Annotated in this window: 14 protein-coding genes and 1 pseudogene; 14 read left to right on the top strand and 1 reads right to left on the bottom strand. The window is 48.8% G+C overall.

The window, feature by feature from the left end:
- The first annotated feature begins 95 nt into the window (after positions 1-95).
- The 12 genes and pseudogenes from coaBC (at position 96) to spoVM (ending at position 13,377) form a co-directional block, all read left to right on the top strand.
- Positions 96-1,331 (top strand): bifunctional phosphopantothenoylcysteine decarboxylase/phosphopantothenate--cysteine ligase CoaBC, encoded by a 1,236-nt coding sequence (gene coaBC, locus C0Q44_RS26820; protein WP_105410220.1) that lies wholly within the window; start codon positions 96-98, stop codon positions 1,329-1,331.
- A 3-nt stretch (positions 1,332-1,334) separates the two neighbouring features.
- Entirely contained in the window at positions 1,335-3,884 is a 2,550-nt protein-coding gene (gene priA, locus C0Q44_RS26815; RefSeq protein WP_105410219.1) for a primosomal protein N', read from the top strand.
- Positions 3,885-4,003: 119 nt separating this feature from the next.
- Complete coding sequence (gene def / locus C0Q44_RS26810; RefSeq protein WP_105410218.1) at positions 4,004-4,492, top strand: peptide deformylase; 489 nt, start codon at positions 4,004-4,006, stop codon at positions 4,490-4,492.
- A gap of 12 nt (positions 4,493-4,504) precedes the next feature.
- A complete protein-coding gene (gene fmt / locus C0Q44_RS26805) occupies positions 4,505-5,458 on the top strand; it encodes a methionyl-tRNA formyltransferase (RefSeq protein ID WP_105410217.1) in 954 nt (317 codons plus the stop codon).
- The gene (gene rsmB / locus C0Q44_RS26800; protein ID WP_181151190.1) at positions 5,455-6,957 is read left to right on the top strand and encodes a 16S rRNA (cytosine(967)-C(5))-methyltransferase RsmB; all 1,503 of its coding nucleotides are present in this window, start codon (positions 5,455-5,457) and stop codon (positions 6,955-6,957) included. The genes fmt and rsmB overlap by 4 nt, the downstream gene beginning before the upstream one ends.
- 252 nt (positions 6,958-7,209) lie before the next feature.
- A complete protein-coding gene (rlmN, locus tag C0Q44_RS26795) occupies positions 7,210-8,250 on the top strand; it encodes a dual-specificity RNA methyltransferase RlmN (RefSeq protein WP_105410216.1) in 1,041 nt (346 codons plus the stop codon).
- A gap of 7 nt (positions 8,251-8,257) precedes the next feature.
- Positions 8,258-9,034 carry a Stp1/IreP family PP2C-type Ser/Thr phosphatase gene (locus C0Q44_RS26790; protein WP_105410215.1) on the top strand — a complete coding sequence of 259 codons (777 nt, stop codon included), beginning with the start codon at positions 8,258-8,260 and terminating at the stop codon, positions 9,032-9,034.
- Positions 9,031-11,234, top strand: a pseudogene (pknB, locus tag C0Q44_RS26785) (Stk1 family PASTA domain-containing Ser/Thr kinase). Before C0Q44_RS26790 ends, pknB begins: the two are co-directional and overlap by 4 nt.
- A 61-nt stretch (positions 11,235-11,295) precedes the next feature.
- Positions 11,296-12,213 carry a ribosome small subunit-dependent GTPase A gene (rsgA, locus tag C0Q44_RS26780; RefSeq protein ID WP_105410214.1) on the top strand — a complete coding sequence of 306 codons (918 nt, stop codon included), beginning with the start codon at positions 11,296-11,298 and terminating at the stop codon, positions 12,211-12,213.
- Position 12,214: 1 nt separating this feature from the next.
- Positions 12,215-12,874, top strand: coding sequence for a ribulose-phosphate 3-epimerase (gene rpe, locus C0Q44_RS26775; protein ID WP_105410213.1), 660 nt, complete (start codon positions 12,215-12,217; stop codon positions 12,872-12,874).
- Between the two features lie 3 nt (positions 12,875-12,877).
- Positions 12,878-13,129, top strand: coding sequence for a hypothetical protein (locus C0Q44_RS26770; RefSeq protein ID WP_105410212.1), 252 nt, complete (start codon positions 12,878-12,880; stop codon positions 13,127-13,129).
- A 167-nt stretch (positions 13,130-13,296) separates the two neighbouring features.
- Positions 13,297-13,377, top strand: coding sequence for a stage V sporulation protein SpoVM (gene spoVM, locus C0Q44_RS26765; protein ID WP_019424875.1), 81 nt, complete (start codon positions 13,297-13,299; stop codon positions 13,375-13,377).
- A 193-nt stretch (positions 13,378-13,570) separates the two neighbouring features.
- Here spoVM and rpmB read toward each other — a convergent pair whose 3' ends face one another.
- Complete coding sequence (gene rpmB, locus C0Q44_RS26760; RefSeq protein WP_017687459.1) at positions 13,571-13,759, bottom strand: 50S ribosomal protein L28; 189 nt, start codon at positions 13,757-13,759, stop codon at positions 13,571-13,573.
- Between the two features lie 639 nt (positions 13,760-14,398).
- Here rpmB and C0Q44_RS26755 point away from each other — a divergent pair.
- Together C0Q44_RS26755 and C0Q44_RS26750 are read left to right on the top strand one after the other, a co-directional pair.
- Complete coding sequence (locus tag C0Q44_RS26755) at positions 14,399-16,207, top strand: DAK2 domain-containing protein (RefSeq protein WP_105410211.1); 1,809 nt, start codon at positions 14,399-14,401, stop codon at positions 16,205-16,207.
- Between the two features lie 80 nt (positions 16,208-16,287).
- Positions 16,288-16,665: DegV family protein (locus C0Q44_RS26750; protein ID WP_146113519.1), on the top strand; the 378-nt coding region annotated here is incomplete at its 3' end.

Here is a 16,665-nt window from a genome sequence, read left to right as displayed (position 1 = left end):
TATTTGACAACCGCGAGGTTGTTATTTTTTTACGAATAAGCATATTTCAATGAAATCATTGTTTAGACGTCGTATAACTATCGGGGGAAATAAACATGTTGAACGGTAAAAAAATCGTGCTGGGTGTAACAGGCGGCATAGCCGCATACAAAGCGGCGACATTGTGCAGCAGACTGGTGCAAAAGGGGGCGGATGTTCATGTGATTATGACAGCTTCCGCTACACAGTTTATTACCGAATTAACGCTGCAAACGTTGACCCGAAACACTGTATATACCGATACATTTGATGAGCGTGAGCCCTCCGTCGTATCCCATATTCATCTGGCCGATCTGGCTGATCTCGTTCTGATTGCTCCCGCTACGGCCAATGTGATTGCCAAGATGGCGCATGGCATGGCAGATGATATGCTATCAACGACTCTTCTGGCAACGACAGCTCCTGTAATGATTGCCCCAGCCATGAATGTACATATGTACGATCATCCAGCTGTACGGCATAACATGAGTCTGCTTGCTGAACGAGGAACGATGATGATCGAGCCTGGTGAAGGTCTGCTTGCATGTGGATATGTGGGCAAGGGGCGCCTGGAAGAACCGGAGTCCATTGTGGATGTGGTAGAACGTTTCTTTGAACAGCGTGAGCCAGCAGTTCGTCCGCGGGAGGGACAAGCTTTACCTTTACAAGGCAAAAAGGTTGTCGTTACGGCTGGAGGTACAGTGGAACGGATTGACCCTGTTCGTTACATTACTAACGATTCGTCGGGGAAAATGGGATTTGCCATTGCCGCCGCTGCACGTGATTTGGGGGCCGATGTGAAGCTCGTCATGGGTAATACACAGGCACAGCCACCAGGGAATGTTGAGATCATTCCTGTGCTGTCTGCACAGGACATGTATGAAGCGGTATCGCGTGAGTGGGATGATGCGGATATCGTGATTAAGGCGGCGGCTGTAGCGGATTACCGTCCGAAGGAAGTTTACACAGAGAAAATCAAGAAGAAAGGCGACACACTGTCGCTTGAACTTGTTAAAAATATAGATATTCTTGAAACGCTGGGCAAGCGGAAGACCCATCAGTTTTTGATCGGTTTTGCTGCGGAGACTCAGTCGCTTGAGAGGTATGCACGTGAGAAACTGGAACGGAAAAACTGTGATTTGATCGTAGCCAATGACGTAACCCGCACGGGTGCAGGATTTGGAACAGACACCAACGCGGTACATATCTATGACCGGGAGGGTCTGGTGGAGGAGCTACAGGTGATGGCCAAGGATGATGTGGCTCATCGGTTGCTCCGGATTGCTGCGGAGCGCATTGCCGGGAGGAATTAGGATATGGAGATTGCCAAGGTCATTGTCGATGTTCCCGTGAAGGCAACAGACCGGCCGTTTGATTACTTGGTACCTGAATCGATGAGGGAATGGATCGAGATCGGCAGCCGGGTAGGTGTTCCTTTTGGTCATCGGACGGTACAGGGATTCGTGATTGATCTTGTGCCGCGTACCGGGGAGGAATCCTTCAAGCTGAAACCGATTCAGGAGTTGCTGGACATCGTTCCCCCATTGTCCAAAGATTTGGTTGAGTTGGCCGAATGGATGAGTGGGCGTTATGCCAGCAACCGGATTATGTCATTGCAGGTGATGGTACCAACCGCATTGAAAGGCAAGGCGGAACGTTACATCTCGCTGGGAGATGCATTGGACGGAAAGGTGGCTGGTGCACAGCCTGATAATGAGGTTCTACTTGTTTGGGGAGAAGAGTCTACAACGGAGAAAGTGCAGCAGGATATCATCCGCTTTGTCCAAAGTCGAGGTCAGATACCGCTGCAACAGCTAAGTCGAAAATACCCCAATCATGCGGCGTTAATTAAGAAATTATTGCTTGGTGGCGTGTTGCTGGAGAGTCAGGCTATCAAGGACAAGTTGAATAAAAAAACAATGAAGTCTGTGAATCTGGCTGTAGATGTCCCTGCTGCGCAGGAAGCACTTGCTTCGTTCCCGGCAAAAGCACAGCGGCAGAAGGAGATTCTTACCTTTTTGCTGGAAATGAAAGAGCTGCTGCCCATGCCGATGAAGGAAGTGTTATCTACGCTGCAGGTATCAGCGGCAACGATGAAGGGTCTTGAGGAAAAAGGGTTAATCGTAACCGAGGATGTTGAGGTCTTCCGTGACCCTTATCAGGGCAGGAAGTTCAAAGCGACGGAACCGCTGGTTCTGACCGATGAGCAAAAACAGGTCTATGACGATATCAATGGCCGATTGCAGGAACAACGTCACGGAGTCTTTCTGCTACATGGTGTCACCGGAAGTGGCAAGACGGAAGTCTATCTTCAAACCATTCAACAGTGCATTGAACAGGATCGGCAGGCTATCGTTCTGGTGCCCGAGATCGCACTGACACCACAGATGGTGGAGCGCTTCAAAGGGCGCTTCGGTAACCAGGTTGCTGTTATGCACAGTCGTCTGTCTGGCGGTGAACGTTATGATGAATGGCGCAAAATTCGTGAGGGTCAGGTGAAGGTTGCGATTGGAGCGCGCTCAGCCGTATTTGCTCCGTTCAGCCGACTCGGTCTGATCATCATGGACGAAGAACATGAGACTTCCTACAAACAGGAGGAAACACCGAAATACCATGCCCGTGATGTAGCGGTAAAAAGAGCACAGCAGCACCAGGCAGTCGTTGTTCTGGGCTCTGCGACACCTTCGCTGGAAAGTTACTATGCCGCACGCTCGCAGAGCAATGATGAGTTTGCACCACTTTTGCTGAAAATGCCAACACGGGCGCTGGGTAACAAGCTGCCTGAGGTGCGAATCGTTGACATGCGCGAAGAGTTGAAGGATGGTAACCGCTCCATGTTCAGCAGGGCTTTGCATAAAGGGCTGGAGGAGCGCATAGAGCGTGGAGAACAGACGGTGCTGCTGTTGAACCGCCGTGGATATTCGACCTTTGTGATGTGCCGGAGCTGCGGGTATGTGGCAGGTTGTCCTGAATGCGATATTTCTTTGACGTACCACCAGCGCTCGAACAACTTGCGTTGTCACTATTGTGGCTATGCAGAAGCAGCTCCAGAAGTGTGTCCAGATTGTGGAAGTGAGCATATTCGTTACTTTGGTACAGGTACGCAGCGGGTAGAGGAAGAGCTGGCGAAGCTCTTTCCGGGCATTCGGGTCATTCGGATGGATGTCGATACAACAACGGAAAAAGGGGCTCATGAGAAGCTCTTGAAACAGTTTCGCGAGAAAAAGGCCGACGTACTGCTCGGCACCCAGATGGTTGCGAAGGGACTTGATTTCCCGGATGTAACCCTGGTTGGCGTCATAACTGCGGATTCGGCACTGAATTTACCCGATTTTCGGGCCGCCGAAAAAACGTTTCAGTTGTTAACACAGGTTGCTGGTCGAGCCGGTCGTCACCAATTGCCTGGTGAGGTGTTTGTCCAGTCCTATACGCCGGAACATTACTCCATCGGGCATGCGAGCCAGCATGACTATGTATCGTTTGTTCGCGAAGAGTTATTGCACCGTCGGAATCTGCAATATCCGCCATACTGTCGCCTTATTTTGGTGACCTTTTCGCATGAGCAGCTTCCGGTACTGATCCGACTTGCCGAGAACTACACGCGCATACTAAAAGAAAAGGCCAATGCAGCCGGATGGCTGGGCAGTCTGGATCGTTTCAGCAATGATGCCTTTGATGTGCTGGGCCCGGTAGCGTCTCCAATTCCGCGGATCAAGAATAGATACAGATTCCAATGTATGATAAAATGGCGGGGGGATGTCGACGCCATCGCACTCGCTTTGGCTACGGCCCGGCGCATGGACGATGATGTTCAGGCGCAAAAATTACTCATTAGTCTGGATGTAGACCCGCAAATGTTGATGTAAGCATGATACAGCAATGTGGATGCAAACAAGCGGTATAAACATAGATTATAAAAAGAACAAACCAAAAATACAGAATATCGTCCTGAAATTATGATGAGGATTAGGAAGGTGCTTACAACATGTCGATTCGCATTATCGTTCAAGAACCAGATGAGGTACTCCACAAGAGGGCCAAAGAAGTACCAAAGATTACACCAAATGTACAAAAATTGCTGGATGATATGGCTGATACGATGTACGACGCTGAAGGTGTGGGGCTTGCTGCGCCGCAGGTAGGAATTTTGAAACGTCTGATTGTTATTGACGCAGGTGATGAGCAGGGACTGATCAAGATGATTAACCCGGAGATCATTGCGAGTGAGGGGGAACAATTCGGACCGGAAGGTTGTCTGAGTATTCCTGGAATTAATGGTGACGTTCGTCGTTTTGAGACCGTTACGGTCAAAGGACTGGATCGTGAAGGTGAAGAGTTGATTATTACGGGGAGTGGTCTGCTGTCCCGTGCATTCCAGCATGAAATTGATCATCTGGATGGTGTACTCTTTACGGATATTGCCGAGAAAGTGTACGAAATTGCAGCCGAACAAACTGGGCCGCGTCGTAATTAAGGAGTGATTGATTTGAATATTGTTTTTATGGGAACACCTGAATTTGCAGTTCCTTCTCTGGATATGCTGATTGCAGAAGGATACCATGTGGTGGGTGTGGTGACTCAACCTGACAAACCACAGGGGCGCAAAAAAGTACTCACGCCAACACCGGTGAAGGCCGCAGCAGAACGCCATGGTCTGCCGGTGTTTCAACCTGTCAAACTGCGTGATCCGGAAGCGGTGGCACGTTTGGCTGAATGGAAGCCGGATTTGATCGTAACCGCAGCATTTGGGCAGATTTTGCCCAAAGCCGTGCTGGATATGCCCGTTCGCGGTTGTGTGAACGTGCATGGTTCTCTTTTGCCGAAATATCGCGGCGGAGCACCCATCCAACGTTCCATTATTAATGGAGAGTCGGTGACAGGAGTCACATTGATGTATATGGCTGAAGGCCTAGATACTGGCGATATGATCTCGCGTGTGGAACTGCCGATTACGGATGAAGATACATCAGGCTCCATGTTCGAAAAACTAAGTGAAGCGGGTTCCAGACTGCTTCAGGCTGAAATGCCACGCTTGATTGCAGGCGAGACAACGGCTGTCCCTCAGGATGAAGCCGAGGCTTCGTATGCCCGTAATCTGACCCGGGATGACGAGAAGATGGACTGGAGTCGGACATCACGCGAATTGTTCAACCAGATTCGTGGTCTTGTACCTTTCTCAGGTGCATTTACGATGTGGGATGATCAGGTCTTCAAAATCTGGGCAGCGGCTAATCCCGATCACGCGGATCTGGCCCCTTCTTCGGATAGTGGACAAGCGGAGCCGGGAACGGTTCTGCAATTGAATAAGGCGGGTATTGAAGTTCGTACAGGCAATGGATCTCTCTGGTTGACTGAGGTGCAGCCTGCAGGCAAAAAAGTGATGCAAGCCGCTGATTTTGCTCGTGGCGGTACACTGAAACCTGGAATGGTGCTGCGATGAGCGGGAATATACAGGGGCGTTCGTCAGGCAAAGGTCATAGAGCCGCAGGAGATACATCTGGGCGCGAAGGAAACCGTCGTCCGAATTCAGGTAAATCGGGTGGCGCAGGCCATGCTTCTGCAAATGGTGCATCTCGCTCCCAGAAACCGAAGACCTCTGCTCGCGCATTGGCAGTCAAGGTTCTCAGTGCGGTTGAGCAAGATGGGGCTTATAGTAATCTGGAGTTGAACCGTCGCCTGAAAGAGGCGGACCTTAGTCCGGCAGATGCTGGACTGGCTACTGAATTGGTGTACGGAACCATTGCAAGATTGAATACACTTGATTATTATCTGGAACGATTCGTCGCCAAAGGGGTATCCAAACTTCAACCTTGGGTTCGCAGCCTGCTACGAATCAGTGTATATCAGATGATCTATCTGGATCGTATCCCGGAACACGCAGTGGTGAGCGAAGCGGTCAATCTGGCGAAGAAGCTGGGCCATCAGGGAATCTCGGGTATGGTCAATGGTGTGCTGCGGAATATGATTCGTCAACGGGATGAACTTCGTATTTCTGAGCATCTGCCCGTTGCCGAACGTATATCACTTGAGCATTCTCACCCGCTATGGATGGTTGAACGCTGGATTGCTCAATATGGTGAAGAGGCGGCAGAAGCAATCTGTCGTGCAAATAACGAACCGCCAGCGGTCAGTGTTCGGGTGAATACAACGATGACCACTCGGGAGAAGTTGATGCAAGAGATGGCTGACACGGGTGCAATCGTTGAAGCTTCCAAGCTGAGTTCCGACGGTATTCTTGTTCGCAGTGGCGGGAATATGGCTCTAACGTCCTGGTATCGGAATGGGTTGTTTTCAATACAGGATGAAAGTTCCATGCTTGTAGCCGAGGCTGTTGCTCCGGAAGAGGGACAGAATGTACTGGATTGCTGTGCAGCTCCGGGCGGAAAGACAGCTCATATGGCGGAGAAAATGCAGGATCGTGGCCACATTGTCGCTAACGATGTACATGCTCACAAGCGTCAGTTGATCCTCGATCAGGCGGATCGTCTCGGTCTGAGTTGTATCGATGCTGTGACAGGGGATGCTCTTGATCTGGGTGAGCGGTATCCGATGTCGTCATTTGACCGTATTTTGCTGGATGCGCCATGTTCCGGTCTGGGTGTTATTCGTCGCAAGCCAGATGTAAAATGGACCAAATCTGTAGAAGATATCGAAGATATCTCCAACCTGCAACGTGAACTGTTGGATCGGGTTGCACCGTTGTTAAAACCAGGGGGGATTCTGGTCTACAGTACGTGTACTATTGAGCCTTCCGAGAATGAACTTATGGTTGCAGACTTCTTGAACAGACATCCGGAATACAGTCCAGCTGAAGCGTCCGTTTGCTCCGAATCGGAGACAGTGAACTTGAAGGTAGTGAACGGTGGGGTTCAGATTTTGCCACAAGATGCACACAGCGACGGTTTTTTCATCGCGAGGTTGACAAGAACGGCAGAATAACAGTTTAATAGAGCACGGAGGATGGCCGCCGAGGGGAACTTCGGCGGATTTCTTTGTGATAGGACTCCAATTTTTTTGTTGAGAAAAGGGATGACGGGGTGCGATGGCGGCATTGAGGTGTTATAATGCATGAAGTACAGGCATCAAGGGGATACATGGATGTAAAGTGGTCTTTGTGATAGAATAGGACGAATGGAACGAAAAGATGGAAGCTAAACGAAAAGAAAAGAAGGAATAGGTGTTGACAACAAAATGAAACCTTTTATATATGATTATTCTCTGGAAGAACTGCAGCAATGGGCTGTGGAGAATGGGGAGCCAGCCTTTCGCGGTGGTCAAATCTTTGACTGGATTTATGTGAAACGTGTGAATGATTTCAGTGAAATGACGAATCTGTCCAAGCCATTGCGTGAAAAGCTGACAGAACAGTTTGAGTTCGTAACACTTAAGGAAATTACAAAGTTTGAATCCAAGGACGGAACCGTTAAATTCCTCTTTGGTCTTCATGATGATCATGCCATTGAGACCGTAATTATGAAGCACAACTACGGAAACAGCATCTGTGTAACCACACAGGTTGGATGTCGTATTGGTTGTACTTTCTGTGCATCCACATTGGGTGGTCTCAAGCGTAACCTTACGGCTGGGGAGATTGTAGCTCAGGTTGTGCAGGCTCAGAAGATTCTGGATGAACGCGGTGAGCGTGTCAGCAGCATCGTAATCATGGGTTCGGGTGAACCTTTCGAAAACTACGAAGCAACGATGACTTTCCTGCGCATTATGATTCATGAAAAAGGACTGAATATCGGTCAGCGTCACATCACTGTATCCACGAGTGGGATCGTTCCGAACATCTACAAGTTTGCAGATGAAGATACACAGATTAACCTCGCTATTTCGATCCATGCACCGAATGATGCACTTCGTTCGAAATTGATGCCGGTTAACCGGCGTTTTCCTTTTGAAGATGTGATGGAGTCCCTTCGTTATTATCTGGCCAAAACAGGTCGGAGAATTACGTTTGAGTACGCACTCATTGGCGGGGTGAATGATCAGCCGGAGCATGCAGAAGAACTGGCAAGTGTGCTTAAGAACATGTTGTGCCATGTGAATCTGATTCCGGTTAACCATGTACCTGAACGCAAGTATGTACGAACAGCGAGAAGCGACATTTTCAATTTCCAGAAGATTCTCTCGGATCAGGGAGTCAATGTAACCATTCGTCGTGAACAGGGACATGATATTGCTGCCGCTTGCGGTCAGCTTCGTGCAAAGCATATGGAGTTGAGGTGAGAACGTTTTGATCAAAACAGTTCATGTGAGCCATATCGGACGGGTGCGTTCGGTGAATGAAGATTCAGCCTGGATTCGAAGTCTCGATACAGGATATATTCTTGGTATTGTTGCCGATGGCATGGGTGGACATCTTGCAGGTGATACGGCAAGCCGCCTGGCGGTGGAGACGTTGGTACATGATCTGGGAACGCTGGAACCAGGTCTGTCGCATGCGTCTCTGTCCGCTGCGCTCAGCGATGCTATTTTGCATGCCAACGAAGTCATATTCCGTACGGCATCCACAGATGACAAGTACCACAACATGGGAACGACGGTGGTTGCGGCGTTATTGAATGATGCAGAAGGGGTTATTGGTCACATCGGTGACAGTAGAGCCTACAAAATTGCAAACAAAGATGTGGTTCAGTTGACCGAAGACCATACGCTCGTGAATGAATTGTTCAAAAATGGTCAGATTAGCAAAGAAGATGTACCCCATCATCCACGTCGCAACGTGCTGACCCGTGCGGTTGGAACAGATGCTGAAGTGAAGGTGGATCTGGATAACGTCAAGCTGGAGGAAGGCGAAGTTCTTCTCCTGTGCAGTGACGGTCTCAGTAACCTGGTTAGCAATGAGCAGATCATTCAGGTTGCCGGCAATCTGGAACTGCCATTGGAAGATCGTGCAGATCGACTGCTACAGCTCGCTTTACTTGCCGGGGGAGATGACAACATCACAATTGCACTGTTCGAGTTGCAGAAGGAAGGTTCCGTAGACACGGAAACGGGGTGTGAGTCATGATTGGGCACCAGCTAGGCGGACGCTATGAAGTGATTGAGCGTGTCGGTGGTGGCGGCATGGCTCTTGTGTATAAGGCCCAGGATCTTCTTCTGAACCGGAATGTGGCGATCAAGGTATTGAGACAGCAATTTGTGCATGACGAAGAGTTTATTCGTCGTTTCCGCCGGGAAGCACAATCCGCAGCGTCGCTGTCTCATCCTAACGTGGTCAGTGTCTATGATGTAGGGCAGGAAGATGACGTTCATTATATTGTTATGGAGTATGTTGAAGGCAAAAACCTGAATGAAATTATTAAAGAGCGGGCGCCTTTGCAAGTGGACGAAGCGGTTCGAATCGCTTCCCAGATTGCAGATGCTCTCGATCATGCACATCATAACCAGATTATTCATCGGGATATCAAACCGCATAACATCATGATTGGCCGGAATGGCCGTGTGAAAGTAACGGATTTCGGGATTGCCCGTGCGGTTACATCCACAACGATTACACAGACCGGCTCCGTGGTCGGTTCTGTACATTACTTCTCACCGGAACATGCTAAGGGCATCGTTACTGGCGAAAAGTCGGACTTATATTCTCTGGGTATCGTACTCTACCAAATGCTTACTGGTCAGCTTCCATTCCTGGGTGAAAGTCCAATTAGTGTTGCGTTGAAGCATTTGCAGGAAGAGTTCGATGAACCACGTAAATTCAATCCATTGATTCCGCAAAGTGTGGAAAATGTCATTCTGAAATCCATGCGTAAAAATCCGCAGGAGCGTTATCAGTCGGCCAAAGAAATGCAGACCGATTTGGAAACTTGTCTTATGCCGGAGAGACGCAATGAAACGAAGATTGATTTTCCGGATGAGGATGATATTGATCAGACCCGTGTCATGCCAGCCATCAAGCCGGAACCTCGTGGAATTACATCAACGGGTGCTGTGCCTGAGATGGAATCGAACGAAGAGACGGGTAAGAATAAATCCAAATCTAAGAACTGGAAGAAACCGACACTACTGATCTCATTAACCGTTCTCATTCTGATCGCCATGGTGGGGTTGTATGGTATGTCAAGGGTATGCTGGTTGTGCCTGAGGTAATCGTACCTAACGTACTTACCCAAACGGAAGAAAAGGCTCGGGAAATGTTAGAGGAGAAGGGACTTGTCGTCAGTGACGAGGTAGTCCGTCTATACCAGAAAGATGTTGAACCGGGTATTGTCTTTGACCAGAGCAGAAAAGAAGGCGATGTCGTCAAAGAAGGCTCCGAGATCCAGTTAAGTGTTGGTGCAGAAAAAGAACTGACGAAGATGATCGATGTCAAACAGGCAACATATGATGAGGCTGTCAAAACATTGACTGCGCTTGGCATTAAAGAAGATCAGATTCAGCGCAAAGAGGAGTTCTCCAATGATGTGGCGTCAGGTACTGTTATTTCCCAGACACCTGGTGTGAATGTAGAATTCGATCCGGAAACGGTTCAAATTGAGTTAACCGTAAGTAAAGGGACTGAAACGGTTAAAATGCCTAGTTTGAAGGATCTTACCCGTAGTGAAGCTGAAAAAGAGCTTAAATCAGCCGGACTTGAGCTTGCTCAGGTACAGGAAGAATTCAGTTATACAGTGGAGCGGGGCAAAGTGACGCAGCAATGGCCTGTGGAAGCGGGCACAGAAGTGAATCCTGGTGATAAAATAACGATCTTTATCAGCACAGGGTATCCGCCTGAAGCACTGAAATACTCTTTTAATATCAATGTATCACCCAAAGAAGACGGTAAAAATAGTAAGATACGCATCACATATGAAGATGCACGCGGCAAGAATCAGGAGTGGGGTACACGTACGGTTAACTCAGCCCAGATGCTAACCATTCCGCTGGTGCTCGCTCCAAATGAAAATGGTGCTGTATCGGTCTATCGCGATGGTCAATTCCTGGATACGTATCTGGTTTCCTACAGTGAGGCCAAGAATGGAACAGTAATCGTGCCTTCGATCGATCCGGAACAAGGCACAGAGACGCCACCTGCCAATGAGCCAACGCAAGGTAGTGGGGATGAAGGCAGTGTTGACCCTAATCAGGAAGGTGAACCTGAATCCACGCCGGCGGATGTTGAGGGTGATAGCGAAGAGGAAGATACTTCTGCCATGAACAATGGTAAAGGTCACGGCAAGGAAAAAGAAAAGAAAAAGGAAGTTATTAACGCATCAAGCCGTCCATAAGGGCGGCTTATGCTGGCGTCTGGAGTAAATGTATCACCATCTAAAGGAGGGCGACGGAGCTATGCCAGAAGGTATCATCGTTAAAGCGCTAAGCGGTTACTATTATGTCATGCCAGTGGAAGACAACGGGGTTCCTTCGGTCGAAGGTTCCGCCGTTCAATGCCGAGCCAGAGGTATCTTCAGAAAGCGAGGAACATCACCGCTTGTAGGTGACCGCGTCAACTACATGCTGACAGAGAATGGAGAAGGAACGGTAGATGAGATCCGAAAGCGTGATACGGAATTGATCCGTCCTCCGGTAGCCAATGTAAGTCTGGCTGTTCTCTTATTCTCTGTGAAGGAACCGGATATGAACCTGAACCTGCTGGACAAGTTCCTTGTTCATATTGAGCAGGCGGGACTGGATGCACTTATTGTGCTGACCAAACAGGATCTGGTTGATCCGGAAGCCAAAGACCGGGACATTGTTGCTGAAGTGAAAGCATTATATGAACAGGTAGGTTATGAAGTGATCTCCACAAGTTCACGTACCGGTGAAGGCAGTGACCTGCTCAAGGAGCGTCTTGCTGGCAAGATCAGTGTATTCTCTGGTCAATCCGGTGTAGGCAAGTCATCCATGTTGAATGCATTGATGCCAGGTCTGACATTGGAGACGAATGAAATCAGCATGCGTCTAGGACGAGGGAAACATACCACCAGACACGTGGAGCTTATACCCCTGGATAATGGTGGCTTTGTGGCAGATACGCCGGGATTCAGCCAACTGGACTTTCTGGAGATCGGTGTGGAGGAACTCTCCACTTGTTTCCGGGAATTCGCCCAGTTTGCAGATCAATGCAAGTTTAGAGGCTGTACCCATACCCATGAACCGGGTTGTCGAGTCCTTGCAGCCAAGGAGGAAGGTCTGATCTCCGAAAGCCGCTATCACCACTATGTGCTGTTCCTTACCGAAATGAAAGATAAGAAGCGGAGGTATTAACATGATTAAAATTGCCCCATCGATATTATCAGCTGACTTTGCCAAACTTGGTGCAGAAGTTGCAGAAGCCCAAGCTGCAGGAGGAGACTGGATTCATGTTGACGTTATGGACGGCCATTTCGTCCCTAATATTACGCTTGGACCTGCCATTGTGAAAGCAATCGCGCCACATACAAGCTTGCCTCTTGATGTGCACTTGATGATTGAGAATCCGGAGCGTTATGTTGAGGATTTTGCCAAAGCGGGAGCAGCGGTAATTACCGTTCATGCTGAGGCTTGTGTGCATCTGCACCGGGTCATTCATCTGATCAAGGAGCAGGGAGTGAAGGCTGGGGTTGCTCTTAACCCAGGAACGCCAGCCAGTGCCATTCTGGAAGTTCTGGATGACGTGGACATGGTTCTTGTCATGACTGTAAATCCCGGTTTTGGCGGACAGGCGTTCATCTCGGGCACGATGAACAAAATCAAACAGATTCGCACCTGGCTGAACGAAAAGGGACGTCATGATGTACATATCGAAGTAGACGGCGGAATTGCTGCGGATACAGCCCCGCTTGTGGTAGAAGCTGGAGCAGATGTGCTCGTTGCCGGAAGCGCCGTATTCGGACGTGAAGATCGTGCTGCTGCGATTACGGAAATTCGCCGTAGCTACGGAGGATGATCTATGACCCTCAAGGAGACGCTGTGGACGATGGCTGCGAGTCTCGTGACGGGACTCGTGCTTGCTCTGTTTGCGGTTATTCAATCCCCGTATAATGCCATTACGTCATTGATCGGGGTGGGCGTTGTCATTATGTATTTCCGCAAATTTGATCGTACGGGACATCGGGTTACTTTTGTGATATTCGGCATACTGTATTATTTAATGAGTGTTTTCATGATCGCTGCTTATCAATATATTCCTACTCAAACGTAAATGACCTGAGTTTCGGGCTTGTCATTGTGGAATAGGGATCGAAGGTTCCGCATAAATATGGTTACATGAGCAGGTTTCTCATGTAGCCTTTTTTGTCGTGTTTAGGGTGAAAAAGGCCTGAAGCATAGAATACGACGGACGCATGAGCATGATGGGGAGGGTGAATTATGAAATTTTACACATTCAAACTGCCGAAGTTTTTGGGAGGGTTTGTAAAGGCGATTCTTAATACGTTTCAAAAGAACTGACAAGATCGACAAGGTAACAGAGAATACCGCCGCTTTGGCTCAGGCTTATCTGAGATTCGTACCTGCGAAGCGCCATGCGGCGGCCATTCACATGTTAATGAGAGTATTCAAGATCCTCTTTTGAATACCAAAAAAGCACCTGCAAGGAACAAGGTGCTTTTTGCTTACCCGATTTATAGTAGCTTTGCGTGGATTATACGCGAGTCACTTTACCGGCTTTCAGTGCACGGGTGCTTACGTATACACGTTTTGGTTTGCCGTCAACGAGAATGCGGACCTTCTGAACGTTTACGCCCCAAGTACGACGGTTACGGTTGTTAGCGTGGGATACGTGGTTACCGGTGCCCGGTTTCTTACCTGTCACATAACATTTGCGAGACATAGATTACACCTCCTATCCTAAAATAACCAGTGATCCTTCGGAGAGACGATTGTCCATCCATACGGATTAAAATTGTTCTTCCTGACCGCAATGGTCAGGTTCCAGTAGCTAATGGCGTTGTTCAAACCGGCATGGCCGGATCATTTCCATTACTTAACCTGCATAAAACAATACTTAAATATAATATCATAATCAAAAAAGCTTCGTCAACTGATCCAAAAACTTTATTTATTTCTCCTGTCTAATATAGTACAATGTTGAATAGTCCATAATACAGTGGTGAACAGGCTGTTGCCGCAAGGAAGTCGGAGAATAAACCGTACTTAGATGTCGGTGGTCTGCTTTTTGGCAACGCTGTGAGCTGCGGCATTCCATCTTTGGCACCAGTCTCCATGCGGCATTCATGCCGGCGCTTGATACCGGTGCATATCCGTATGCCCCGAAGTTAGGGGTGCAGAGAGTGCAGGATATTGGTAGCCCGGCCGCCCAGACCGTTAATCCGGCTGACATTTGTATTGTATGCCTGTGCCGGACAAGGTATGGACGAAGAATAACGCAGTCCGCGTTAGCGCATGAACAGACCAGAACACATCTTGGTGCAAGGTGTTCGTGTATCAAGCTAGGAAGGGGAATTCTCACTTGAGTATACGTTCTTTAAATGGAACAGATTTCACCGCAATGGTACTTGCCGGAGCGGAACAACTTGGACAGCATGCAGAGCACGTCAATTCCCTGAATGTTTTCCCTGTGCCGGATGGTGACACGGGAACGAACATGAATTTGACAATGAGTGCAGGAGTGGCAGAGATTAAAAGAAAAAGTTCTGCCTCCATCGGAGAAGCTGCCGGTATTTTATCGAAAGGCTTGCTTATGGGCGCACGGGGGAATTCGGGAGTTATTCTGTCGCAATTGTTCCGTGGATTCAGTCGTTCAGCTGCTCCTTACGAGGAACTGAACACGCTCCAGTTTGCCGCAGCCCTGCAGAACGGTGTTGACGCAGCGTATAAAGCCGTCGTAAAACCCGTTGAAGGGACCATTCTTACCGTAGCCAAGGAAGCGGCGAAACATGCCAGCTACTACGCAAGACGGACGAATGATATTACTGAATTAATGAATGAAGTTTTGTTAAAAGCAAAAGAAGCACTGGCTATGACTCCAGAATTGCTGCCTGTACTGAAACAGGTCGGTGTTGTGGACTCAGGCGGTCAGGGGCTTGTATATATTTACGAGGGCTTCATGGAAGTATTGCTGCAAAGTGACGGAGTCAGTCGTACGTCTCTGAAGAAAGAGGTAACTCCTTCTGCGACAGCAGCTGCCCTGAAATCGGCTGCACAACCAGAAGTGGTGATCACGAAGCCTGCACAGCAGGTGATCGCACCGGAGATGCCGTTATCTGCACAGGCGAGATTGGAAACGGAAGATATTGAGTTCCTGTATGACATGGAATTTTTCATTAACCGCGAGCTTGGAGAGAACGCAGGCGTGGCTTTCGATGACGAGGCCTTCCGGAAAGCGTTATCAGTGGATGGTGATTCCATCATCATTATTGCAGATGATGAAGTAATCAAGGTGCATGTGCACTCCAAGACGCCTGGAGAGGTATTGAACCTGGCCTTACGTTATGGAGAAATCACACAGATCCACATTCTTAATATGCGTGAGCAGCATCGGGATTTGTTAACTGCCGGCATGGACATCGCTCCTTCACCTGAGCTGTTTGCAGAGATTCCGCCTGAAGCAACACGCAGCATGGAAGAGGCTGTGCTTCCTGCGGATGAGATGGCACCGTATGGTTTTATCGCCGTATCTTCCGGTGATGGTATCGCGGAAATTTTCCAGAGTCTTGGTGTGGATGTCGTTCTGTCTGGTGGACAGACCATGAATCCGAGTACCGAAGATTTTGTGAAAGCGGTACGTTCGATTGCTGCGGAGCAGGTATTTATTCTGCCGAACAATTCCAATATTGTACTGGCTGCCGAACAGGCTCGGGAATTGCTTGAGGATGAGCGTCGAATCACGGTTATTCCAAGCAAGACCATTCCGCAGGGAATGGCAGCTGCTTTTGCTTTCCAGGAGGATGAGTCTGCGGATACGAACCGCGATCAGATGTTGGAGGCAATCAGCCGGGTGCAGTCCGGCCAAGTGACTCATGCGGTTCGTGATACGCAATATGACGAATTAGATATCAAGGCAGGGCACTATATCGGGATCCATAACTCCAAAATTGTAGCGACGGATGAAACGATGCTGCAAGCATGTGAAGATCTGCTCAGACAGATGATGGAGAGTGGAGATGAAGTGGTGACGATCCTTGAAGGGGACGAAGCTGACCCTGAGGTTACCGCTGCCCTCGCTGCATGGCTTGATGAACAGTATCCTGATGCTGAGGTAGAGGTGCATCTTGGAGGACAACCGGTGTATTATTATTTGTTCTCTGTAGAGTCCTAATAGAGGCTGTTCAAAAAGTGCTGAATCGTTGACTTTTTGAACTTGCACTAATAGCACTTGAGCGAAGAGGAGGAGATCTCATGAGCCACAAGGTTGCGATTATAACGGACAGTACCGCAGATATTCCCGAAGAACTCATTCGCAAATATGGAATCCAAATTGTTCCTCTGCGTGTTCAGTTCGGGGAAGAAACATATGCAGACGGCGTTGATCTGACTTCCGAACAGTTCTACGATAAGTTGAAGAAGGTTTCTGTGTTGCCTACAACTTCACAGCCATCTCCAACGGATTTCATGAATGTGTATCAAGCGCTGCTCGATGAGAATCCGGAACGTCCGATTGTATCGATCCACCTGTCATCCGGCATGAGTGGTACCTATCAATCGGCCCTGCTCGGCAAGTCTTTGTTAGAGCGTGAGGGTGATATCACTGTGCTGGATTCGAAGTCAGCCTCTTAT

The organism is Paenibacillus sp. PCH8 (assembly GCF_002968835.1).
Taxonomy (GTDB): Bacteria; Bacillota; Bacilli; order Paenibacillales; family Paenibacillaceae; genus Paenibacillus.
This window is presented reverse-complemented; position numbering and strand designations above follow the sequence as displayed.